Source organism: Sphingobium cupriresistens LL01, from assembly GCF_001046645.1.
GTDB classification, from domain to species: domain Bacteria; phylum Pseudomonadota; class Alphaproteobacteria; order Sphingomonadales; family Sphingomonadaceae; genus Sphingobium; species Sphingobium cupriresistens.
The window spans coordinates 345,342-367,003 of the sequence record NZ_KQ130436.1; the positions used below are offsets into that span (position 1 = coordinate 345,342).

The window sequence follows — 21,662 nt, forward strand, 5'->3', positions numbered from 1 at the left end:
AGGATGGAGCGGATCACCCCACGCTGGGATAACCGCCGCCGCCAAAGGCCGCATCCACCGCCGCGCGATCGACAAAGCCATGGGCATTGCGCGGCAGCGTGGCGACGAAGTCGATGATCTTGGGCTTTTTGTAGGACGCCATGCGATCGCGACAATGGTCGATCAGCGCCGTGGCGTCGACCGCTACGCCGTCCCTGGCGATGACGACCGCCTTGACGTTCTGATCCCATTTGGGATCGGGCACGCCGATGACACACACGTCGGCAACGGCGGGATGCTGGCGCAGGCACGCCTCCACCTCGGCAGGATAGACGTTTTCGATACCGGTCTTTATCATCGTCGTCTTGGGACCGACGAAGACAAGGCTGCCATCCTCCAGCCGTTTGCCAAGGTCATTGGTGCGGTGCCAGCCATTGACGACGCGGCGGGCATTTTCCTCCGGCCGGTTCCAGTAGCCGCACATGACGATCGGGCCGCGCGCAAAGATTTCGCCGGTCTGGCCGCGTGGCACCTCATTGCCGTCCTCGTCGCCGATTTTGAACGCGACGAAGGGCACCGCGCGCCCGGCACCCTGCCCGCCCATCCACAATACCGACGTCAGGCCGCCAATTTCGGTCTGGCCATAGCCGCCCATTTTTTGAATCGCCGGCGCGTCGACCGGCATGACCATGGGAATTTTCCAGTCCGACATCTGGTTGTCGGCGAACAGGCTGGTCACGTCATAGGCACCATCCTTGTTCACTTCGCGCATCTGCACGACGGTGGGCTGGGGGACGAAGGCGTGGGTCAGCCGTTCCGCCTCTATCATGCGCAGCAGGTTTTCAGCCTCGACACGGGGGACGAAAGCATTGCGCCCGCCCGCCAGGAAGGTGCCCAGCGTGCCCATGAGAACGCCGATATGGAACATCGGGCCGGACACGAGATAGCCCGAATGTTCGTCGATCTTTTGCGACTGGAGCGCGAGCCAGGCCATGATGAGGAGCGATTCATGGCTGAGCAGCGCCGCGCCGGGCCGCCCGGAAAAGGCCGCGGTGTAGATGGCGAGCAGCGGCGTGCCGGTGTCGACCGGGGCAAATTCGCTTTCGGGATCGGCAGCGGCGAGCAGCGCTTCATAGCTGTCCTCCCCATCGCAACCGTCATGGCAGATCCAGTGACTGTCAGGTTTCCAACCGCCCCGCGCCTCACGATTGCCTGCGCCGATCTCCTCATGCTGCCAGAAGGTGACCTTGGGATCGAAATCGTCCAGCATCGCCGCGATTTCGGGCACGGACGCGCGCCAGTTGGCCGGGCAGAAGATGGCGCCGACACGGGCGGAGGCCAGCAATGCCTCCATCACGCGCATACTATTCTGACCCAGCCACAGGACGCGGTCGCCATGGCCGACGCCCCGCGCGCGCAGGACGCCGGCAAGGCGGTTCACCCGCTCGTCAAACTGCGCGTAGGTGAAGCGATGTTCGCCATCGATCGCAGCGATCATATGCGGGCGGCTGCGCGCCTGTTCATGCAGCAGGTCGCCAAGGCCATAATGGTGGACGGCGATATAGGGGTCGAGATCAGCGTGGTTCGTCATCGGCTCCGGTCCAGAAAATCGAGCAGCGGCGCGTTGAAGGCGTCATTCGCATCCCCCGCGACCATATGGTCCGCCTGCTCGATGTTGATGAATTCGCTATGGGGCATGGCGCGGCGGAAGGCGGCGACCCCGTCCATGCTGACGATGCGGCTCATGCCGCCGCGGATCAGCAGGGTGGGCACGCGCACCTGCATCGCGGCGCGGGTGAAACGGGCTTCGCGCGCGGTCGGGTCCAGCCCCTTGAGATCGCCCAGCATCGCGGGATCCCAATGCCAATGCAGGCGGCCATCGTCGCGCCGCCGCAGATTTTTCATCAGGCCCGCGCTGCTGGATGGCCGGGTGCGATGGGGCAGATAGGCGGCGACGGCATCGGCGGCGGCCTCCACGGTGGCAAAGCCGTTCGCATTTCCGGTCATGAAGGCGCGGATCTCCTGCGCGCCCTCCATTTCGATCTGGGGCACGACATCGACCAGCACCAGGCCGCGCGCGATCGGCGCCGCGCTTTCGCCGGTGGCCAGCAGGGAAGCGAGGCCGCCCAGCGACGCGCCGACCAGAACCGGCGAGTCGGGCAGCGTCGCGACGACGGCGCGAATGTCGCCGACATGAGCGTCGATGCGATAATCGCCGTCGGGCGCCCAGTCGCTATCGCCATGGCCGCGCAGGTCGAGCGTGATCGCGCGAAAGCCGCGTGCCGCCGCCTCAGCGAGCGCGCTCCCCCAGCTATGCCGTGTCTGGCCACCGCCGTGGAGGAAGAGGACGCTGGCGCCGTTGGCCGGTCCTGCCACATCCGCCGCCAGGGCAACGCCGCCAAAGCCGTCGAAGCGGATCAAAGGACGAGGCGCGGTCCCAGCGCGCCGCCGGGACAGGGATCCGTATTGATCCGCGCCGCAAGCGCGACCGGCAGCCGGTCGAAGGGCATGGCGCGATCGAGCCGGCTGGAGACATAGAGCGTGTCGCCCACCGGCTCGATCAGCCATTCGCGCCCGTCATAATGCGCGCCGCCCCGGTGCCGCCCCTCGATCGCGAAAGCGGGGCCAAGCGGTATCCAGCGGCGCAGATCAATACCCTCGGCGCCGTCCAGCACATCATAGGCAGCGCCCGACGCCCAGACGATCTTGCCTTGGAACAACGTCTTGGCATCATGGCCCGCATTGCGGATGGCGTCGAGCACGGTAGGCGTCACCACCGCGACGATCGCCACGTCGAACCGGCGGATCGTCGCTTCAGACCGCGCGCCGTCCCAACTGTTCGCTTCCGAATTGCACACGGTCACACCGCGTTCCTGCAAGGCGCGTTCGAATGCGGAGAGGAAATAGGCGTCGGCCTGCGTCCCCAGGATCAGCGCGAAGCGACCGCGCAAATCCCAGTCGCTCGCCAATACGCGGCGAAAGAAGGACGCGGTCCGACTGACTTCCCGTTCGCTGATCGGCAGCAGGCGGGTGGTGCCATTGTCGTCAAATTGCGCAATCGCGCTGGGGCGGATCATCGACATGGTGGCGCTCATGACTTCGTTACCCTCGGAATTTTCTGGGGTGGGCCAAGTTTCAGCAGGTCTTCCGCCGGGACCAGTTCGATGGCGGACGGCACGCCCAGCATGTCGGTCACCTTGCTGGCGATCCGCGCGGCGAGTGCGTCGGGGCTGTCGGTCAGTCCGTCATAGCCCACCCGAAGGCGCAGCACGTCCATCTGCGCCTGGGGCCGGATGATCTGGAACAGGGCAGACTTGGTTTCGGGGAACAGTTCGACGATCGCCTGGATGTCGCGCGGCAGGACGGGCGTGCCCTGAATAAAGGTCTGGTCGCCTGCACGGCCCAGCGTCCAGAAACGCAGATGGGTGCGGCCGCAACTGCATGGCGTGCGGTCGAACTTGACCAGATCGGCCGTGCGGAAGCGGACCAGCGGCGCCCAGGGATCCGTGAGCGCGGTCACGACCAGTTCGCCCATTTCGCCATCGGGCACGGGATTGCCGTCGGGGTCGAGATTTTCGACCAGCGCCAAATCTTCCCACGCATGGAAGCCGTTGTGCGCGCGACATTCCATCGCCCCGGTCACATCGCCCAGCGAGGTGTAATCGAAAATCTCGATCCCCCAATCCTTGGCGAGTTTCTGGAAACGCGGACTCATGGGTTCGCCGCCGAACACCCCGCCCTTGACGGAACGGAAAACGTCGCGCGGATCCTTGCCGCTCGTCTCGAAATATTTTTCCAGCCCGATCATCATCGGGGTGGAGAGCATGTAGAGGATGGTCGGGCGATAGGTTTCGATCGCGTCGATCATCTGTGGCAGCATGGCAGGGTCATGCGGCGACAATATAGGGGTAAAACCCGCCTCGTTCAGGAAGGAGGCACGGCTGATGCCGCTGCGGAAGGTGAACATCATATAGGTGACATAGTCGCCGCCGCGCGCGCCGATCTGCCAAAATTCGCGGAGGATTTCCGCTTCGGTCGGACTGCCCTTGCCATTGGGCACCGGCGTCGGATCACCCGTGGTGCCCGACGTGAAGCCGACATGGGGAATGTCGCGATAATCGGCGATGCGCAGCCCGCCGCACGGATCATCGTTGCGGTCGCGATAGTCGCGGATCATATCCTTGTCGATGAAGGGTGCCCTGGCCCGAAAATCGGCGAGCGACGTGATGTCCGAAGGCTTGACCCCGGCAGCGTCCCAGACTTCGCGGATGAGCCCGTTGCCGTCATAGATATATTGCAGCATCGAGAGCAGACGCAATTCCTGGAGCCGGTCCAGTTCGGCGCGCGGGAGCGTTTCGATCTGCGGATCGAAATAGCGCAAATCGTCGGGCAAGGGGCCATGCGCGGTTGCGGGGCGGATCATTTCTTCGGTCTCGCTCATAGGGCCTCCACCGGCTTGAATATGGGCAGCATCCAGCCATCGTCGATCGGGTTCCAGTCGACCTGGACCTTTTGCCCGATGCGGACATCGTCAGCGTCTATCCCGCCCAGATTGGATACGAGCCGCGCATCGTCGGTGCCATCCAGGCTGACGACCACAGGGACGTAGACATAATCCTCCCCCGTCGCGGGATTTTTCGAGCAGATGGCGTAGCTGAAGATCGTGCCGGTGCCCGGCAGGTCGGGCCAGGCCTTCTGCGTCGACTGGCATTTGGGGCAATAGGGCGAAGGCGGCATACGGAAATGCCCGCAATCGCCGCACTGGCAGGCGGTCAGGCGCTTTTCCTTCGCCGCTTCCCAAAAAGCTTCGGTATCGGGATTGGTCGTGATCTTGATGCCTTCGCCCGGAAGGACGCGCGCGGGTCCGTAGCTCATCAGGCTCTCCTCAGTACGAGACCGGAAACAGGGAGCGACGCAGGGCCGCCGGTCACAAGGGCAAATTCGCAATCCGCGACCTGATTGACGGTCGTCCCGCGCACCTGCTCCACCCCCTCGACGATGTGGGTCATGCCGATAATATAGGCTTCGTTGAGATTGCCGCCGTGGGTGTTGACCGGCACGCCGCCATTCAGGCCCTTGCCGGTCGCCTTGTCATAGCGGATTTTGCCGGACAGGACATAATCGCTGCCCTCCCCCTTTTCGCAAAAGCCATAATCTTCCAGCTGCATCAGCACCATGGACGAAAAATGGTCGTAGATCAGCGCAACGTCCATGTCCCTGGCGGTCAGGCCGGTCTGGTCCCAGATGCGGTCGGCGACGAATTTATGGCCCGACGATGCGAAATCGGGATCAGGCATCCCCATCCAGGCGAAGGCCCGGCCCCATTCGCGCGTGCCGCCATGGGCGACGCCATGGACTACGGCAGGCTTGTGACGGCAATCCTTCGCCCGGTCCATCGTCGTGGTGATGACCGCGACCGCGCCGTCGGTTTCCAGACAGAAATCCAGCCGTCGCAGCGGGTCCGCCAGCATGGGCGAGTTCCAATATTCCTCGTCCGAGAGCGGCTTGCGCCGGATCGCCTTGGGCCGGTCCACCGCATTGTCACGGGTCCCCTGGACGATTTCCTTGAAGGCTTCGGGATCGGTGCCGTAGAGGTGCATGTGGCGGCGCGCCAGCACGCTCATCAGATGGCCGGGACCGACAAGGCCGGAGGGTTGCAGGAAACTGTTTTCCGGGTTGGGCGCGGACGCGCCGAACACGACGCCCAGCCGGTGCTGGGGCAATTGCTGCAACGCCATCAGCGTGACCGTATAGGTGCAATCCTGATTCATCAGGCCCGCGGTCGCAAGGCCGATCGCGCCGGGGCAACCGCCGCCGCCGCTGGTCAGCGTGGCGGAAAAGCCGACATAGGGGATGCCCAGCGTTTCCATCAGGGTGGCAGTATCGAACTTGTCGAGATAGCCCGCCCCGGCGCCGGAATAATAAGCGATGCCGTCGATCTGGTTAACCGATATGCCTGCATCCTCGCACGCTTTCAAAATGGCTTCGCCAGCCATGTCGTTGATGGTGCGGGGCCAGCTTTTGCCACGGACATAATAGTCCGTCGCGCCAATCCCGACGATCGCGCATTTATCCTGATTTACCCAGGTCATCCCGTTCCTGCTCTTTCGATGCCGGTTCCCGATCCGGGCAGGCGCCCGTCCGGGTTCCGTCCTGCCCGATGAATCACGGGCAACGATTATTGTCCTGACCTTGTGCCTAAATGGGTACCTCTTGTCACCCCAAAAATGACCTACCCATAAAACCTAGTGATATATGTTTGAGGACGCGCCGCTTAGCTGAAATGCAGGCGGCGATATTTACCGCGGAAGTAGAGTAACGGGTCGCGATGCGGTTCGAACTGCACCCGCTGGACCCGACCGACCAGAATCTTGTGGTCGCCGGCATCATGCACCGTGTCGCGGGCACATTCGAAACTGGCGAGCGAATGGCGGATCACCGGAACGCCGCTGTCCCAGATTTCGCAATCGGTCTGGCCGAAGCGATCCTCCGTCCGGCTGGCAAAGCGCCCCGACACCGGTTGCTGCCCGATATGGAGGACGTTGACGACGAAATGCGACGCGGCAAGAAAGGCGGGCAGGCTGCCCGCGCCGTTGGCGAGGCAAACCAGCAGCAGCGGCGGATCGAGCGACACCGACGTGAAAGAATTGGCGGTCAAACCGACGGGATTGCCATCGCGGTCGAGCGTGGTGACAACGGTCACGCCAGTCGCAAAGCAGCCCAGCGCATCGCGCAACGTGCGGGAATCGAACCCGGCGACATATTGTGGCGGCGACAGGGGAATCCGGCGTTCCAGAAAATCGAGCAACAGGGCGTTGAAGGCGTCGGCCTGATCCACCGCGACAAGATGCCCCGCATCGCCGACCTCAACCGCTTCCACATCAGCAATGCAGGCCGCCAGTTCCGCGATCGATTCCTGAGTACTGAGCGGGCTGCGTTCGCCCCGGACGACGAGCGTCGGCATCTTGAGCTGGCGTGCCGCATCGATCAGCCGATCCTCGACCGCAGACAGGTCGAAACCGTCCAACATGCGCGGATCCCACTGGCCGCCATTAGCCGTCGCTGCGCGGCGCAATGAATCGCCCATCCGGCCCGATCCGGCCGGGTCCATCCGGGGCGGAGAATCCACCAAAACGAGGCCAGTCGCCAGCGGCGTTTCGCTTTCGCCCAGCACCGCCGTGGCGATCCAGCCGCCAAGGGACACCGCAACGATCACGGGCCTGGCGGGCAAGGTCGCCAGCACAGCGCGGATGTCGCCGATATAGGCGTCGAGATCGTACCGGCCATCGCCCGGCCACTCGCTTGCGCCATGGCCGCGCAGGTCCAGGCTGATGACATAGCGTCCCGCCTGCGCCAGGGCCAGGGCAGCTGCGTCCCATGCGGTGTGCGTCTGGCCGCCGCCATGCAGCAACAGGATGCCAAAATCATCGTCCCGACCATAGCTCTGCGCGGCAAGACGCACGCCGCCAAAACCGATATAGTCAAGTTGCGCCATCATGCCTGTCCTCTGTTTTCGCGGCGGCGGCCCTGCCTTCCTGCTGCGCTGCCGCCTTGTCCTCCGCAATCCAGCTTTCGACCTGATGCCCCCGCCGTTTGCCGATCAACATGGCGATGTCACTGTCGCCCGACAAAATGGCGTCGCAATAGCTGCGTTGCAACGACAGCCAGCGCTGGCGCCGCTGCGGCGACCGGCGATAGAAACGATACTCCCTCTCCAGCAGGCCGAAGGTGTAGCTGATGCCGATGAACAGCGTGAGCACGGGATCGCCGCTCATATTCGCGATCAGTTGGGAAAAGGCGATTTCGGCGTCCAGCGTTTCACGCTGACTTTCGCCCCGCGCTTCCCGTTCGTCGATCGCGGCGCGGAACGCGGTCAACTCGGCGATCAATCTGGGATCGGTGCATTTGGCCGCTTCCGCCCCTGCGGTAGGGTAGATGAGCATACTCGCGCGGTTCATTTGGTCGAGCGTTGCGGACTGGAGACGCAGCCACAAGGCCGGAGACTGGACCACATGGCGCGCGCTGGGCCGGGTGGCGTAGAAGCCGCCATTCACGCCGCGCCGAACCGACAGAAGGCAATCGCTTTCCACGACCTTCGCCGCCTGACGCAGCGTCGGGCGGCTGATGCTCATGCGTTCGAGCAGTTCGGCTTCGGAGCCGAGATAATCGCCGTCCTGCGCCTGGAGGCTGAACTGGGTCAATTGCCGCACAGTTCGCGAGACGACGGAGCCGCCCAGTTCCACCGCTTCATTCAGGTCAAGATCATTGGTCATCGCGAGCATCCCGTCTTTGCCGGTCCCGTTGCGCATATCGCAATCGGGCAGGGCCGGACGCTCATTACAAAAGCGAGGCGTTTCGACAAGAAGAAGGGTCGGCGGGACGCACCCGCCGACCCTGCCCGCGCATCAATTGCCGAAGCGATAGGTGATCGTGCCGCCATAGGTCACAGGTTCACGATGCACGCCAGACACATAGCCGATGCCGCCGACATAGAGCGCCTGAACCACCTTGCGGTTGTTCGTCAGATTGCGGCCGAACACCGCCAGTTCCAGCTTGTCGTCCATCAGCGTGAGCGATGCCCGCGCGCTCAGCACACCCTGCTTGGGCGAGGTTGTAGCGTCGATGATGTTCTGCGCGATGGTCTTGCCAGTGTTGGGATCGATCGTAACGCCCTGCGGATCGCCCAGGAAGGGCGTGTAAGGTTGCAGATTGATCGCAGAGTTCCAGCTGTAGTCGGTACGCAGGTTTAACCGGCCGAAGTTGAATGCATGTTCGTAGCTGCCGGTCAGCGACCAGGTCCATTCCGGCACGCCTTCCACACGCTCCGTCAGGCGGCTGCCGGTCAGATTGGTGCGACTGGGCAGTTCCTGATAGTCCTTATATTTGGCGTTGGTGTAAGCGCCAGTGCCGCCGATCTGGAACCCGGCGGGCAATTGCATCAGGAATTCGCCCTCCAGCCCCCAGATGCGGATCTTGCCAGCATTGGTCAGAACCGTCTGGGTCGTGCCGTTGGGCAGGCCGATCAGCGTTGTGCGCTGAATATCCTCCACATTGGAATAATAGCCCGCCAGATTGACGCGCAGGCGACGGTCGAACAATTCGCTCTTGATACCCGCCTCATGGGCATAGGCGACTTCGGGTCGGAACGAGATAGCCGTCGCGACCGAATTGGCGCGCAGATTCTGCCCGCCCGACCGGAAGCCCTTGCTGGTCTTGAGATAAACCAGAACATCGTCGCTCAACTTGTAGTCCAGGCTGGCGAGATAGGAAACGCCGTCAAATTCGTCGCGGACCCGCAGGGCGCAGTCATTGCCTATGCTGGCGGTCGGTATCTGGCAAACGGCAATGCCGGTGATGCGCGATCGGTTCTGATTGCGGGTCGTCAAGCCCTTGTCATCGACCGAATAGCGCAAGCCGCCAGTGAAGGACAAGCGATCGTCGAAATGATAGGTCGCCTGCGCATAAGTGCCGATGCTGTCATTGTCCAACTGGCCGCTGAACAACAGGGTGTTGGGATTGAATGAAGGCAGAGTGACCGACGAAGACGTGTCGAAGCCCGATTCATGGAAATAGAAAGCGCCGCCAGCGAAGTCGATCGCGTCGTCGAACGCCTGGCCCGTAATCTGCAATTCGCCCGAATATTGGGTCAGGGTCTGGTCGCCGGTGGTGGTGTGGATCGGCGCGGCCGAACCATCGAGATCCAGACGCGACGTCGTGCTGACCCTGCGCCAGCCGCCAACGAACTTGATCGCGCCGAAGAAGGTGTCGAGGTTGATCGTGCCGTTATAGGTCTGCGTCTTTACGTAGGTTCGCGGCGACGCGCTTGGGAAATTCGGGTTCCCCGCTATACCCTGCGACAATTCGGTCTGACTGGCACCCAGACTGGTGTAGTAGCTGCGCAGATTTCCTCCAGCCTGAAGCGCCCCCGATGAACCGATCGCGCCATAGCTAAACGGGTTGATCCCGGCAGGAACCGGCAGGCCGGCGGCCGTCAAGGTCGCAGCGGCGGCGGCCCCGGCGGACTGGAGCGCTGCATTGTCCGCGGCGGACGGCGCCGTCAACCCCGACGGGACGAGATACAGCATCTGACGACCGGCAGCGCTCACATCCTGCTTGAAATATTCACCGGAGAACAGGAAGCTCAGATTGTCCGTCGCCTGATAGAGTATCTTGCCGCGCGCAGCCCAATTGTCCCGGTCGTTATATTTGTCGCCGGTCACGCGATCCTTCATCCAACCATCGCGCAGGTTCCGCTGAACCGCCCCACGGATCGCCAGCTTGTCATCGATCAGCGGAATGTTGACGATCACCGTGCCGACGCGCTCGTTGAAGCGGCCATAGGTCGCAGCGACGCTGCCCGAAATGCCGTCGAAATTGGGATTGTTGGTCTCGAACAGCATAGCGCCGCCGGTGGTGTTGCGACCAAACAGCGTGCCTTGGGGGCCTTTGAGAACCTGAACGCTGCTGAGATCGAGCAGATCCTGGTTGAGACCATAGGCGCGCGACCAGTAGACATCGTCAACATAGGTGCCCACCGAAGGATCGAGCGTGGCCAGAATGTCGGTCTGAACCTGCCCACGCAGCGTTATCGAAATGGCTGTGGGGTTAGAGGGCGATTCACGAACGGTCAGGCTCGGCGTGGTGCGGGCAACGTCAGACACCTTGGTCGCACCCTGTTCAAGCAGCGATTCTGCCGTGAACGCCGTGATCGCGACGGGCACGTCCTGGAGATTTTCCGCGACTTTCCGCGCGGTGACGACGATGTCTTCCAGACCGACCTGAGCGCCTGATTGCGGCGCCTGCGCAAAAGCGGGCGTTGCGGCCAGCGCACTGAATGCAGTGCCGAGCAAAAGGCCGATCACAGCCCCCCGTACCGAGTTACGACGTGCGTGCATATCCGACAACCTCCCTGCTGAAAAAGAACCTCTATAGGGTTCGTACAAGGCCCAATTACACAGCGGTCACCGGGAAGGCAACTATATAGGCATCTCTTTTATCCAAAAAGGCTCCATATGGTATTTTTCCCACATAAAATGGTCATCTTAGTTTACCTACTTGCCGTGCGAGACCGCTCATCCCTGCCCTGTGCTCATATCTGGTGCATCGGGGCGCATTGCGACGTGACCGCAAAGCGCGCGGAGGAGACCAACATCGCATCGGCTGCGGAGTCGGACGATGTACGCTTTTCAGCCCTTTTTACGACAATATCGCGCCAGCAAAGCTGGCTTGAACATTGAGTTGAAAGAATATTCCTACGCCTGGCGAAAGGTCGCCCCTGCCTTTGAGGCGCGCGCGTCACTTCGCCCATCCGAGACATCCCCACAAAGCGAATCACATGTCGTCATATATTGCGGTGCACAAGTTCGCGTCAGCCAGACAGGCCCCAGTTGAAAAATGCGGACAGGGGAGATGATAAAAGAGGTATCTTTTTTGGGAGACAGTTGTTCCGGCACCGCGTATAAGGGTGCGTGGCAGATGCAGGGACATTCCAGGCGTATGCGCCCGTCCAACAGAAAGCCGCTGCGGCCGGACCATGGCGCAGCGTTGACGGGGACGCCGACCGTTTTTGCCGATGCTGGATACGAAGTACGATAATGTCAGGAACCAGGGCCTTTGGCGATGGCCCACGGGAAAGGAAAAATGCCCATGAAGCCGTTTATTTTCAGCGCCGACAGCCATGTGCGCGAACCCAACAGCCTGTTTCTCGATAAGCTGCCCGCATCGCTCAAACAGCACGCGGTGCACACCATCAAGGATGGCGACGCATTGGTCACGAAAACCGAGCACAAGACGATCTTCAAGCTGCGTCTGGCCAAAAACCCCGATTTCGGCGGTGCGACTCGATTGGGCATCCATGATCTTGGCGGACGCCTGATCGACATGGAAAAAGACGGGATCGATGCGGAAATCGCATTCCCCAGCCTTGGCCTTTGGCTCTATGCGATCGACGACGAAGACGCGGAACTGGCCCAGTGCGAAATCTATAACGACTGGAACAACGAATATTTTTCCGGCCATCTCAATCGTTTTGTCCGGTGCGGCGTATTGCCCGTGCGGAACCTGAAATATGCCGAACAGGAATTGCGCCGGATCGCGACGCTGGGCTTTACGGCCGTGATGCTGCCATCCATTCCGATGACCGGCATCCCCAAATATAATGATGAAGCATGGGATCCGCTGTTCAAGTTGGCGGGCGATTTGGGCATCGTCTTCGTGCTGCATACCGGGACAGGCGCCGAAACCGTGGTCAACGAACGCGGTCCAGGCGCAGCCGTCATCAATTATAGTATGCAGATGAACGACGGCATCAACGCAATCATGTATATGGTGTCGGGCGGCCTGCTCGACCGCAATCCCAAGGCGCAGGTCGCGGTCATCGAATGTGGCGCAAGCTGGCTCGCCGCGATCGCCGAGCGCATGGACGAGGTCTATGTCGCGCACGACATCTTCGTCCGCCCCAAACTGTCGATGATGCCGTCGGAGATCATCAAACGGCAGGTGACATGCTCGTTCCAGCATGACCGCGCCTGCATCATGTCGCGTTCCGTGACAGGGACGCGCGCGCTGATGTGGGCATCCGATTATCCGCACGCGGAAGGCACCTTCCCCCATTCGCAAAGCGTGATCGAGGGATTGTTCGCCGGTATCGACATCAGCGAGCAGGACAAGATCGACATATTGGGCGGCAATGCGGCGCGCCTGTTCCGATTCAAGCATGAAACGCTGAACCCCAATCCAGAACTGATCGCCGCCTGACAGGATGATCGGCTCGAAAAGGGGCCGTCATGCCATGACGGTCCCTTTTTCTATTGTTTTGGCCCGCCAAACATGGTTGCCTAGGTTATATATCTAACAATCAGGAGAGTGGTGTGGAACCAGCAGGCAGCAGTGCGTCCGCACCGACGACCGCGGACCAATCGGATTCCTACACGTGGTGGACATTGCCCCGCCGCCATTATGTGCTGTTCATCCTGTGCCTGGTGGGGATCGTCAATTTCGTGGATCGTCAGATCCTGGCCATCCTGCTGGAACCGATCAAGACCGACCTGGGTGTCAGCGACACCGCCATGGGATTGCTTTCGGGAATCGCCTTTTCCACCTTTTACGTGATTGCTGGCATCCCGATCGCCCGGATGGTCGACAAAGGGTCGCGACGCAATGTGCTGGTGGGATGCCTCACGATTTGGAGCCTAGCCACGGTATTGTGCGGCTTCGTGCAGAATTTCGTCCAGCTCGCCCTGGCCCGGATCGGTGTGGCTTCGGGCGAGGCAGGCGGTGGCCCGGCGACCCAGTCGCTGCTGGCCGATCTCTATCCGGTATCGCAGCGTGCGACGGTGATCGGCATATGGCTGGCGGCCCAGGCGATCGGGATCGCGTTCGGGCTGTTCTTCGGTGGCTGGCTCAACACCGCATTTGACTGGCGCATAGCGTTCATCGTCGTCGGACTGCCTGGGCTGTTGCTGGCGGTGGGCATCCACCTGACCGTCAAGGATCCGCCACGCGGCATGGCCGATGCGGGTACCGGTATCGCGCCGCCGGTGGAAACGCCGCCGTTCAGGGAAGCCTTCGCCTTCGCCTTTCGTTCGCCGCCGCTGCGCCTGTTGCTGGTGGTCGCAATGTGCTGTTCCTTTGCGGGATATTCGATCCTGGGATGGGGTCCGACCTTTTATATTCGCGTTCATGACATGACGACGATGCAGGTCGGCGGCATGATGGGGCTGGCGGTTGCGGGCGGCCTGTTCCTGGGCAATGTCGGCGCCGGCCGGATCGCCGACCGGGTCGCAAAGGGGGATTTTGCGGTTTACATGCGTGTCGCGGGATGGGGAACGATATTGGCCGCGCCCTTTGGCCTGCTGTTCCTTCTGGCACGTGATCCGATGATGTCGCTGTTCGGGCTGTTCATGTCCAAGCTGTTCATGACCTTCTGGATGCCGCCCACCTATGCGGTGGCGGTTGGCATGTCGCCAGTGCGCAACCGGGGGATGATTACGGCGCTGCTGACGCTGAGCACGACGGTCGTGGGCATCGGCCTTGGCCCGGTCTTCGTCGGGGTGATGAACGACCTGCTGGAGCCGACCTTCGGCAAGGAAGCCATCCGCTATTCGCTGGTGTTCGTGCTGGGCGGGCTGGTGGCGTGCGGGCTGCTCTGCTTCGTTGCCGCGCGGCTGGTGCGGCAGGAACTGGCCGGGCGTGCGGGCAGCGCCGGGTAGGACAGAGATGGCGGGCGCGGTCAGTGCGACCGCGCCCGCCAATATTCAGCGGGTGAAGCTCTCACCCTTTGCGGCCTTTTCAACCAACAGTCGGGATGGTTCGATCCCCATGGCGGTCAGGCCATCGACGATCTTCTGCAAGCCGACCGTATCGCCCCAGAACATCGGGCCGCCGGTATAGACCGGCCAGTTATAGCCCAGAATCGCGGCAACATCGACGTCCGACGCGCGGATGGCGACGCCTTCCTCCAGCACCCTGGCCCCTTCGTTGACGACGGGGTAGAGCAGGCGGGCGACGATGTCATCGGGCGACAGCGCGCCCTTGTTCTTCACGCCCTTGAAGGCGGCGAAGTCGGCGATGGCGGCGGCGGCGACCGGCGATGGCGTCGCCTTGCGATTTTCATCATAGTCGTAATAGCCGCCATTCTTCTTCTGACCGAGCCGATCCGCCTTGACCAGGTCGCCGCGCACGCTGCGTTCCGTCTCGTCGCGCCCGATCACGTCGAGGCCGACCAGATCGATCATCTGGAACGGTCCCATCGCAAAGCCATAGTCATAGATGGCCTGATCTATGTCCTGTGGGGTCGGGCCTTCCAGAACCAGGGCGTCGGCCTGGCTGCCGCGCTTGGCCATGATGCGGTTGGCGATGAAGCCAAAGCATACGCCCGACAGCACAGGCACCTTGCCGATTTTCTTGGCCAGCGCCATCGCGGTGGCAATCACTTCTTTCGACGTTTTCGCCCCGCGCACCACTTCGAGCAGGCGCATGACGTTGGCGGGCGAGAAGAAGTGCAGGCCGACAACCCAGTCGGGCCGGCTGGTCGCCGCTGCAATTTCGTCCAGGTCGAGGAACGAGGTATTGGACGCCAGAATCGCACCCTGCTTGGCGATCTTGTCGAGCTTGCCAAAAACGTCCTTCTTGACACCCATCTCCTCATAAACCGCCTCTATGATGAGGTCGACATCGCCCAGCGCTTCCAGGCCGATGGCCGGGGTGATGAGCGCCATCCGCTGTTCCACCTGATCGGCAGTCATGCGGCCCTTTTTGGCGGTATTCTCATAATTTTTGCGGATGACGCCGACACCGCGATCCAGCGCTTCGCGCGTCATTTCCACCAGCGTCACCGGGATGCCGACGTTGAGAAAATTCATGGTGATGCCGCCGCCCATGGTGCCTGCACCGATGACGCCCACGGACTTGACCGGGATGGTGGCGGTGTCCCTGGGCACGTCGGGCACCTTGGCGGTTTCGCGTTCGGCAAAGAAATAATAGCGTTGCGCGGCGGATTCGGTGCTGGTCACCAGTTCGTCGAACAGTTCCTTTTCCCGCTCGATCCCCTTGTCGAAATCCTCGATCTCGGCCGACGCCTCGATAGCGCGGACGATATTATAGGGCGCCTTGAAACCCCGGAAGGCGCGCGCGTTCTTCTTGAGATAGGCTTCATAGATTTCCGGCATGCCGCGTGCGGGGGCAACCTTGTCCTGACGGTCGCGCACGCGCTGGAGCGGTTTGTCGACGATGGTGCGGGCAAAGGCGATGGCGTCTTCGCGCAGATTGCCTTCCTGCGCGACCGCATCAATCATGCCAAGGTCGAGCGCCTTTTTCGCGGGCACGGGCGCGCCGCCGGTGATGATGTCGAGCGCTGTTTCCACGCCCACGATGCGCGGCAGACGCTGCGTCCCGCCAGCACCGGGCAGCAGGCCCAGATTGACTTCGGGCAGGCCGACCTTCGCCGACGGCACGGCGATGCGATAATGGCAGATGAGCGCGAGTTCATAGCCACCGCCCAGCGCCGTGCCATGGATCGCAGCGACGACGGGCTTGCTGCCATTTTCGATGATGTCGAACACTTCATGCAGGCCCGGTTCCTGCTGGGGCTGGCCAAATTCGGAAATATCCGCGCCGGCGAAGAAGGTGCGGCCACCACAGATCAGGACGATCGCCTTCACGCGGTCGTCGGCGGCGAAAGTGCGGAAGCCTTCATCGAGTGCCAGGCGCGTCTTGATGCCCAGCGCATTGACCGGCGGGTTGTCGATTTCAATGACGCCGATACCGCCATCCTCAATGCTGTATGTTCCGACTTCGCTCATGCAAGGCTCCTCGATTTGCAAATGCTGTTTGCATCGGTCTTTGCCCTGATACGCAGCGCCGCGCAACCGGAGAACGACAACATAGTAAGCGATGTTTACTTTGCGGCGAACGAACCAGACTCCGATCGTGGCGCAAGCCCGCTAAAGCGACAAAGGCGCCGCAAGCGCCGCGCAAAAATGTCACCTTATGTCGCCTTTGCCCTTATGGGCGTCAGCACGACAGACGGTCCAGCCCGACGGCGGGGTCTTCCATCCCCTTTGAAGCAGATAAAATCCTACATTTGAAGGTTTTTTTCAAATGCTTGGATGGGTGGCGCACGAACGGCGGCAGGCGAAACGAGGCCGCCAGCAGTCAATGAGATAGTTGAATAGGTTATATATCTTGGACTAAGGTCGGGCAAAGGCGTCTGGGGCGAGGATGATGATGAACGATTCGACGCGGCTGGACGGCAAGGTGGTGGCGGTGACAGGTGCGGGGCGCGGCATCGGGCGCGCAGTCGCGTTGCTGTGCGCGCGGCAGGGCGCAAGCATCGTCGTGAACGATCTGGGGACGTCCGCACAGGGCGAAGGCGCCGATACAGGCCCGGCGGCGGCGGTGGCGGCGATGATCCGCGACCAGGGCGGTAAGGCCGTGGCCAATGGCGCAAGCGTTGCGGAACCGGCGGGTGCGGCGTCCATCATAACCGACGCGATCGCGCATTTCGGACGCATAGACGGCGTGGTCAACAATGCCGGCATCCTGCGCGACCGCATCTTTCACAAGATGAGCATCGTCGATTGGCAGCAGGTGATGGACGTGCATCTCAATGGCGCCTTTTATGTGGCGAAGGCGGCGGCCCCGCATTTCAAGGACCAGGGTTCAGGCAGCTATGTCCATTTCACATCGACATCCGGGCTGGTCGGCAATGTCGGCCAGGCCAATTATGCGGCGGCCAAGATGGGCATATTCGCGCTGTCCAATGCGATCGCGCTGGACATGCGGCGTTTTGGCATAAGGTCCAACTGCATCGCGCCATTCGCCTGGAGCCGCCTGGTCGCGACGATCCCGGCCATTGAGGGGGAGGATGAACAGGCGGCGGCGCGGATGCAGGCGATGACCACCGACAAGATCGCGCCGATGGTCGCCGCCTTGCTGTCCGACGGAGCGCGGGACGTCAACGGCCAGACGTTCGGCGTGCGGCGGAACGAAATTTTCCTGTTCAACAAGCCGCGGCCGGTCAGGACGATGCAGCGGTCGGAAGGCTGGACACCCGGCAGCATCGTGCGCGACCTGCTGCCCGCGATGGCCGGCGACATGGCGCCGCTGGCGCAGGTTGGCGACATCTGGCCCTATGACCCGGTATGACGATCATGGCCTTTGACCCGCAAAGGCTGATCGACCTGCCGCCCATCGAAACGCGGCAGACGATCAATCCGTTCAAGGTGATGCTCTATGCGCTGGGGGTGGGTGCCGACGAATTGCCGTTCGTCTATGAAGACGGGCTGGAAGCATTGCCGACCATGGTCGCCACCATGGCCTATGCCGGATCGGTGTGGCGCGACCCGGCCTATGGCGTGACCTGGCAAAAGATGCTGCACGCCGAAACCCATATGACGTTGCACGCGCCCCTGCCCGTGAAGGGGGAATTGACCAGCCATACGGCGTTTGGCCCGGTCGTGGACAAGGGCGCCGACAAGGGTGCGATCCTGTACCAGACGCGCCAGATCCATGCCGATGATGGTCGCCATATCGCCACCGTGCGCAACACCAATTTCCTGCGCGGCGACGGCGGTTTCGGCGGATCGTCCGAGGGGCAGATTACACCCCATCCGATTCCCCGCCGCGCGCCCGACCTGCGGATCGCGCTGCCCACGGCGGATAATCAGGCGTTATTGTACCGATTGTCGGGCGACATGAATCCGCTGCATATCGACCCCAGGGCAGCGCGATCGGCCGGGTTTGCGCGGCCGATCCTGCATGGCATGGCGACTTATGGGGTGGTTGGCCGGGCGTTGCTGCGCGTGCTGGCGGACAATCGGCCCGACCGTATCAGGCGGATGGATGCGCGTTTTTCAGCGCCGGTCTTTCCGGGCGAAACGATCGAGACAGCGATCTGGCGCGAAGGTCCGGGCGCTGCCGCCTTTACCGCGCGCGTGGTCGAGCGCGACTGCATCGTCCTGAACCATGGCTATGTGACGTTCCTTGAGGCGCACGAAACAGCGGTCATCAACGATCAGACGACTCGCCGCTCCAGCGCCTGACCGGCGAAGTGGCGGCGGATATTGTCGAGCGCGCCCTGCATGACCGCAGCCAGCGATTCGACCGTCGCGCCTGCGACATGGGGGGCCATCAGCACGTTGGGAACGTCGACCCAGCCGCTGCCGTCGATCGGCTCCCCATCGAAGACGTCGAGCGCCGCGCCGCCCAGCGTGCCCCCGCGCAACGCCGCGATCATCGCAGGTTCGTCGATCACGAAGCCACGCGAGACATTGACGATCAGCCCGTCGGGGCCGAGGCGGCGCAGTATGTCGGCGCTGACAAGGCCGCGCGTGTCGTCATTGCCCGCCACCGCAACCATCAGCGTCGTCGCCCAATCGGCCAGATCCGCCAGCGATTCCATCCGTCGCCACGATAGCGGCTTGGGATTTGGTCCCCACCAGCATATCGTGCAGCCAAAGGGGGCAAGGCGCTGCGCGATATTATGACCGATATGGCCAAGCCCGACGACGCCCACACGCTGCGCCGACACGGCATGGCCGGGCGGCAGGCGCGCCTCCACCCAGCGACCCGACCGGACATAGGCGTCGTTGGCGGCCAAGGCGCGGCGGTGCGCCAGCATCATCGCGACGGCATATTCGGCGACGTCGCCCGCATTGATGTCGCCCGCGTTGCAGACTGCTATCCCGCGCGCCCGCGCCGCGTCGAGATCTATCCCCGCCATGCCCGCCGCGACGACCGCGATCAGCCTGAGATCGGGCAGCAGGGCAAGGCGGGCGGCGTCGAGCCGTTCCATGCCCGAACACAATATGACTGCTATTCCCGCGCCGTCGCGCGCCAGAAAAGCGTCGCGATCGGCATGATCGTCCAGGCAGATATAATCAAATTCACCCGGCGGGGCGCGCAGTATCCTGAGGATAGCACGGCTCATGACCAGCACGCGCGGGCGGTTCATCGGGGGGATCGCCGCATGGTCATCTCCATATCCTGCGCCTTTGCCTTGACGATAGAGCGTCGGTGGCGGATAGCAACTTATATAACCTGGAATCCTATCAAAAAGGAATGAGCGAATGGAGAGGCGATTTCTGGGCCGTAGCGGGCTGTCGGTTTCGGTGCTGGGTTTTGGCGCGATGACCTTTTCCGATGGCGACGGACGTTATGGCGGCGTCGGCGCGACACGCGGGGCCGACGCGGTGCGCCAGGTCGATATGTGTCTGGACGCGGGCGTCACGCTGTTCGACACGGCGGACGTCTATGCCGCCGGGCGATCCGAGGAGATATTGGGCGAGGCGCTGGGCGCACGGCGTCAGCATGTCGTCGTGGCGACCAAGGCGTTCGGCCGGATGGGTAGCAATGACCATGACACCGGCCTGTCGCGCCGCCACCTGATCGCGGCGTGCGAGGCGAGCCTGAAGCGGCTGGGCACCGACTGGATCGACCTGTATCAGGTCCATAGTTTCGACGCGCTGGTGCCGCTGGAAGAAACGCTGCGCGCGCTGGACGATCTGGTGACGGCGGGCAAGGTCCGTTATGCGGGCTGTTCCAACTATGCCGGATGGCAGTTGATGAAGGCGCAAGCGGTGGCGCGCGAACAGGGCTATGAACGCTATGTCGGCCAGCAGATCCAATATTCGCTGATGGTGCGCGACGCCGAACAGGAATTGCTGCCCTGCGGCGTGGATCAGGGCGTGGGCGCGCTGATCTGGAGCCCGCTGGCGCAGGGCTATCTGTCGGGCAAGTTCCGCGCCGATACCGGGGGCGCCACCCGGTTGCAGCAGAGCGGACGGCTCAAGGCCTATGATACGGCGACGGGCACGGCGGTGCTGGACACGATCGACGCCATCGTCGCGGCGCGGGGCGGCGTCAGCCACAGCCAGGTCGCGCTGAACTGGCTGCTGCGCCGTCCGGGCGTGTCCAGCATATTGGTGGGCGCGCGCACCGACGTGCAACTGGCGGACAATCTGGCGGCGGCGCAATGGTCGCTGACCGAAGCGGAGATGGAGGCGCTCGACCGGGCGAGCCAGGCGCCGATGCACTATCCCAATTCGCATCACCGCATCTTCACCCACGAACGCAACCCGCAGCTGTTCGCACATTACAAGACAGGCGAATGACGGAGGGCGGGGGCGGTCGATGCGCCGCCCCCGCCGCCGAGCCTTTAGCGGGGCGCCATGCGGATCGCGCCGTCAAGGCGGATGTCTTCGCCATTGAAATAGGGGTTTTCGATGAGGTGGAGCGCCAGCATCGCATATTCGGGCGGCTTGCCCAGACGCTTTGGGAAGGGCACCGACGCGCCCAGGCTGTCGATGACATTTTGCGGCATACCCAGCATCAGCGGCGTTTCGAAGATGCCCGGCAGGATGGTGTTGACCCGGATCGCCTCCCCCATCAGGTCGCGCGCGATCGGCAGGGTCATGCCGACGATGCCGCCCTTCGACGCGGAATAGGCGGCCTGGCCGACCTGGCCGTCCTCCGCCGCGACCGACGCTGTGTTGACGATCGCGCCGCGTTCACCCGATTCCAGCGGATCGAGCGTGACCATGCCCGCCGCCGACTTGGCTATGCAACGGAAAGTGCCGACCAGATTGACCTGAATGATCGTGTTGAATTGGGCCATGGGATAATGTTTGATCGACCCATCCTCCCGCGAACGGCTGACCGTTTTGGCCGCAGGACCGATGCCCGCGCAGTTGATGAGGATGCGTTCCTGCCCTATCGCGGCGCGCGCGCTGGCGAAGGCGGCGTCGGTGGAATCGTCGGAGGTTACGTTCGCTTCGCAATAGACGCCGCCGATTTCGCGCGCGATCGCCTCGCCCGCTTCGACATTGAGGTCGAAGATCGCGACTTTTGCACCCTTTGCCGCCAGCGCGCGCGCCGTGGCGGCGCCCAAGCCCGAAGCGCCGCCGGTAACGACGGCCGAAAGTCCGTTCACGTCCATAGGATAGTCTCCCTTATGATAATGCCGGTCAGCCCAGCATGTCCTTTGCAATGACGATTTTCATGACTTCCGACGTGCCCGCGAAGATGCGGCAGGTCGGACATTTGCGCATGAATCCGCCCTCCCCCGCCCGGCGATAGACGGCCGGTCGATATTCGCTGTTCGTGGAAGCATGGGGCATGGGGGATTAGTGCGTGCGCCGGAAAGCGGCGGAACATGTCGCGGAACTGTTCCTGATTGTCAGTAT

Annotated in this window: 18 protein-coding genes; 5 read left to right on the plus strand and 13 right to left on the minus strand. The window is 62.7% G+C overall.

All coding sequences use genetic code 11. From position 1 onward, the window contains the following. Nucleotides 1–13 precede the first annotated feature (13 nt). The 9 genes from V473_RS18145 to V473_RS18185 all read right to left on the minus strand — a co-directional run bounded on the left by V473_RS18145 (nt 14) and on the right by V473_RS18185 (nt 10,874). Complete coding sequence (locus tag V473_RS18145) at nt 14–1,570, minus strand: AMP-binding protein (RefSeq protein WP_066608340.1); 1,557 nt, start codon at nt 1,568–1,570, stop codon at nt 14–16. Next, on the minus strand, nt 1,567–2,355 hold the full coding sequence (locus tag V473_RS18150; protein ID WP_408021520.1) for an alpha/beta fold hydrolase: 789 nt from the start codon (nt 2,353–2,355) through the stop codon (nt 1,567–1,569). The genes V473_RS18145 and V473_RS18150 overlap by 4 nt, the downstream gene beginning before the upstream one ends. Before the next feature lie 41 nt (nt 2,356–2,396). Then, a complete protein-coding gene (locus V473_RS24450) occupies nt 2,397–3,074 on the minus strand; it encodes a hypothetical protein (RefSeq protein ID WP_066608345.1) in 678 nt (225 codons plus the stop codon). Next, nucleotides 3,071–4,420 (minus strand): phenylacetate--CoA ligase family protein, encoded by a 1,350-nt coding sequence (locus tag V473_RS18160; protein ID WP_066608348.1) that lies wholly within the window; start codon nt 4,418–4,420, stop codon nt 3,071–3,073. Before V473_RS18160 ends, V473_RS24450 begins: the two co-directional genes overlap by 4 nt. Beyond that, the gene (locus V473_RS18165) at nt 4,417–4,854 is read right to left on the minus strand and encodes a Zn-ribbon domain-containing OB-fold protein (RefSeq protein WP_066608351.1); all 438 of its coding nucleotides are present in this window, start codon (nt 4,852–4,854) and stop codon (nt 4,417–4,419) included. The genes V473_RS18160 and V473_RS18165 overlap by 4 nt, the downstream gene beginning before the upstream one ends. Then, complete coding sequence (locus V473_RS18170; RefSeq protein ID WP_066608354.1) at nt 4,854–6,071, minus strand: thiolase C-terminal domain-containing protein; 1,218 nt, start codon at nt 6,069–6,071, stop codon at nt 4,854–4,856. The genes V473_RS18165 and V473_RS18170 overlap by 1 nt, the downstream gene beginning before the upstream one ends. 182 nt (nt 6,072–6,253) lie before the next feature. Further along, the gene (locus tag V473_RS23080) at nt 6,254–7,477 is read right to left on the minus strand and encodes an alpha/beta fold hydrolase (protein WP_244884478.1); all 1,224 of its coding nucleotides are present in this window, start codon (nt 7,475–7,477) and stop codon (nt 6,254–6,256) included. Beyond that, nucleotides 7,461–8,252, minus strand: coding sequence for a FadR/GntR family transcriptional regulator (locus V473_RS18180; RefSeq protein WP_169793954.1), 792 nt, complete (start codon nt 8,250–8,252; stop codon nt 7,461–7,463). The genes V473_RS23080 and V473_RS18180 overlap by 17 nt, the downstream gene beginning before the upstream one ends. A 132-nt stretch (nt 8,253–8,384) precedes the next feature. Then, nucleotides 8,385–10,874 carry a TonB-dependent receptor gene (locus tag V473_RS18185; protein ID WP_082679203.1) on the minus strand — a complete coding sequence of 830 codons (2,490 nt, stop codon included), beginning with the start codon at nt 10,872–10,874 and terminating at the stop codon, nt 8,385–8,387. Between the two features lie 751 nt (nt 10,875–11,625). On the opposite strand from V473_RS18185, the gene V473_RS18190 reads away from it, so the two are divergent. Beyond that, nucleotides 11,626–12,735 (plus strand): amidohydrolase family protein, encoded by a 1,110-nt coding sequence (locus tag V473_RS18190; RefSeq protein WP_066608362.1) that lies wholly within the window; start codon nt 11,626–11,628, stop codon nt 12,733–12,735. Nucleotides 12,736–12,920: 185 nt separating this feature from the next. Continuing rightward, nucleotides 12,921–14,189, plus strand: coding sequence for a spinster family MFS transporter (locus V473_RS18195; protein ID WP_066608364.1), 1,269 nt, complete (start codon nt 12,921–12,923; stop codon nt 14,187–14,189). A 45-nt stretch (nt 14,190–14,234) separates the two neighbouring features. Here V473_RS18195 and V473_RS18200 read toward each other — a convergent pair whose 3' ends face one another. Then, the gene (locus tag V473_RS18200; protein ID WP_066608366.1) at nt 14,235–16,280 is read right to left on the minus strand and encodes a 3-hydroxyacyl-CoA dehydrogenase NAD-binding domain-containing protein; all 2,046 of its coding nucleotides are present in this window, start codon (nt 16,278–16,280) and stop codon (nt 14,235–14,237) included. Nucleotides 16,281–16,698: 418 nt separating this feature from the next. Between V473_RS18200 and V473_RS18205 the strand changes: the two genes are divergently transcribed. Both V473_RS18205 and V473_RS18210 read left to right on the plus strand, forming a co-directional pair. After that, a complete protein-coding gene (locus V473_RS18205) occupies nt 16,699–17,625 on the plus strand; it encodes an SDR family oxidoreductase (RefSeq protein WP_244884480.1) in 927 nt (308 codons plus the stop codon). Continuing rightward, nucleotides 17,622–18,521, plus strand: a complete 900-nt coding sequence (locus V473_RS18210) for a MaoC family dehydratase (RefSeq protein WP_201785550.1) — start codon at nt 17,622–17,624, stop codon at nt 18,519–18,521. The genes V473_RS18205 and V473_RS18210 overlap by 4 nt, the downstream gene beginning before the upstream one ends. Here V473_RS18210 and V473_RS18215 read toward each other — a convergent pair. Further along, nucleotides 18,494–19,432 (minus strand): NAD(P)-dependent oxidoreductase, encoded by a 939-nt coding sequence (locus tag V473_RS18215; RefSeq protein WP_066608368.1) that lies wholly within the window; start codon nt 19,430–19,432, stop codon nt 18,494–18,496. The genes V473_RS18210 and V473_RS18215 overlap by 28 nt on opposite strands. Nucleotides 19,433–19,547: 115 nt before the next feature. Between V473_RS18215 and V473_RS18220 the strand changes: the two genes are divergently transcribed. After that, complete coding sequence (locus V473_RS18220) at nt 19,548–20,591, plus strand: aldo/keto reductase (protein ID WP_066608371.1); 1,044 nt, start codon at nt 19,548–19,550, stop codon at nt 20,589–20,591. Between the two features lie 44 nt (nt 20,592–20,635). Here the strand turns inward: V473_RS18220 and V473_RS18225 are convergent, their stop codons facing one another. Both V473_RS18225 and V473_RS23675 read right to left on the minus strand, forming a co-directional pair. Further along, on the minus strand, nt 20,636–21,415 hold the full coding sequence (locus V473_RS18225; protein WP_066608374.1) for an SDR family NAD(P)-dependent oxidoreductase: 780 nt from the start codon (nt 21,413–21,415) through the stop codon (nt 20,636–20,638). A gap of 28 nt (nt 21,416–21,443) precedes the next feature. Continuing rightward, nucleotides 21,444–21,596: an acyl-CoA dehydrogenase family protein gene (locus V473_RS23675; RefSeq protein WP_148648443.1), complete on the minus strand. Its 153-nt coding sequence runs from the start codon at nt 21,594–21,596 to the stop codon at nt 21,444–21,446. Nucleotides 21,597–21,662 lie beyond the last annotated feature (66 nt).

Coding starts and splice junctions, on each gene's coding strand:
- V473_RS18225 (WP_066608374.1), bottom strand. CDS start 21,415: ATGGACGTGAACGGACTTTCGGCCGTCGTTACCGGCGGCGCTTCGGGC.
- V473_RS18210 (WP_201785550.1), top strand. CDS start 17,622: ATGACGATCATGGCCTTTGACCCGCAAAGGCTGATCGACCTGCCGCCC.
- V473_RS18215 (WP_066608368.1), bottom strand. CDS start 19,432: ATGAACCGCCCGCGCGTGCTGGTCATGAGCCGTGCTATCCTCAGGATA.
- V473_RS18200 (WP_066608366.1), bottom strand. CDS start 16,280: ATGAGCGAAGTCGGAACATACAGCATTGAGGATGGCGGTATCGGCGTC.
- V473_RS18165 (WP_066608351.1), bottom strand. CDS start 4,854: ATGAGCTACGGACCCGCGCGCGTCCTTCCGGGCGAAGGCATCAAGATC.
- V473_RS18170 (WP_066608354.1), bottom strand. CDS start 6,071: ATGACCTGGGTAAATCAGGATAAATGCGCGATCGTCGGGATTGGCGCG.
- V473_RS18220 (WP_066608371.1), top strand. CDS start 19,548: ATGGAGAGGCGATTTCTGGGCCGTAGCGGGCTGTCGGTTTCGGTGCTG.
- V473_RS24450 (WP_066608345.1), bottom strand. CDS start 3,074: ATGAGCGCCACCATGTCGATGATCCGCCCCAGCGCGATTGCGCAATTT.
- V473_RS18190 (WP_066608362.1), top strand. CDS start 11,626: ATGAAGCCGTTTATTTTCAGCGCCGACAGCCATGTGCGCGAACCCAAC.
- V473_RS18185 (WP_082679203.1), bottom strand. CDS start 10,874: ATGCACGCACGTCGTAACTCGGTACGGGGGGCTGTGATCGGCCTTTTG.
- V473_RS18160 (WP_066608348.1), bottom strand. CDS start 4,420: ATGAGCGAGACCGAAGAAATGATCCGCCCCGCAACCGCGCATGGCCCC.
- V473_RS18145 (WP_066608340.1), bottom strand. CDS start 1,570: ATGACGAACCACGCTGATCTCGACCCCTATATCGCCGTCCACCATTAT.
- V473_RS23080 (WP_244884478.1), bottom strand. CDS start 7,477: ATGATGGCGCAACTTGACTATATCGGTTTTGGCGGCGTGCGTCTTGCC.
- V473_RS18205 (WP_244884480.1), top strand. CDS start 16,699: ATGATGATGAACGATTCGACGCGGCTGGACGGCAAGGTGGTGGCGGTG.
- V473_RS18180 (WP_169793954.1), bottom strand. CDS start 8,252: ATGACCAATGATCTTGACCTGAATGAAGCGGTGGAACTGGGCGGCTCC.
- V473_RS23675 (WP_148648443.1), bottom strand. CDS start 21,596: ATGCCCCATGCTTCCACGAACAGCGAATATCGACCGGCCGTCTATCGC.